The sequence below is a fragment of the Bacteroides sp. 51 genome, assembly GCF_010500965.1.
Classification (GTDB): domain Bacteria; phylum Bacteroidota; class Bacteroidia; order Bacteroidales; family Bacteroidaceae; genus Bacteroides.
This window is the reverse complement of the sequence record NZ_QVMI01000156.1, coordinates 1-332: the sequence shown is the minus strand read 5'-3', so window position 1 is coordinate 332 and position 332 is coordinate 1. Positions and strand designations below refer to the sequence as shown.

Sequence of the window (332 nt, the reverse complement as noted above, 5' to 3'; positions counted from 1 at the left end):
CTCCAATTGTAAAGGAACTGGTAGGCTGGTAGGCTACTTTGTCTCCGGATAAATCTCCGTAGAAGTCGATCACCGAAGGGGTTTCACGCACCTGGATGGAGTAGTTGTGGTCGGCAAAGCCTGCAAAGGCGGTGAGGCCGCGCACGGTAATGGTCAGGCTACCGGTTTCGCGGTAGATGGGGAGTTCGATAGTGGTATCGCTTTCATCATTTCCGTCCAGTGTAATCTCCCCCCGGAACAGGTCGTCGGGCGAAAGAGAATAAGCCATGGCCCGGGTAAGGGGCAACAAGCTTACCTGGTAATAGTCTTTATGGCGACCGGGTTCATAGCCG

General features: G+C 54.2%; 1 protein-coding gene. It reads right to left on the bottom strand.

Annotation, left to right across the window (positions count from 1 at the left end):
* Positions 1 to 332, bottom strand: a 332-nt coding sequence (locus D0T87_RS23920) for a FimB/Mfa2 family fimbrial subunit (protein ID WP_163178690.1), incomplete at both ends; no start/stop codon positions are given.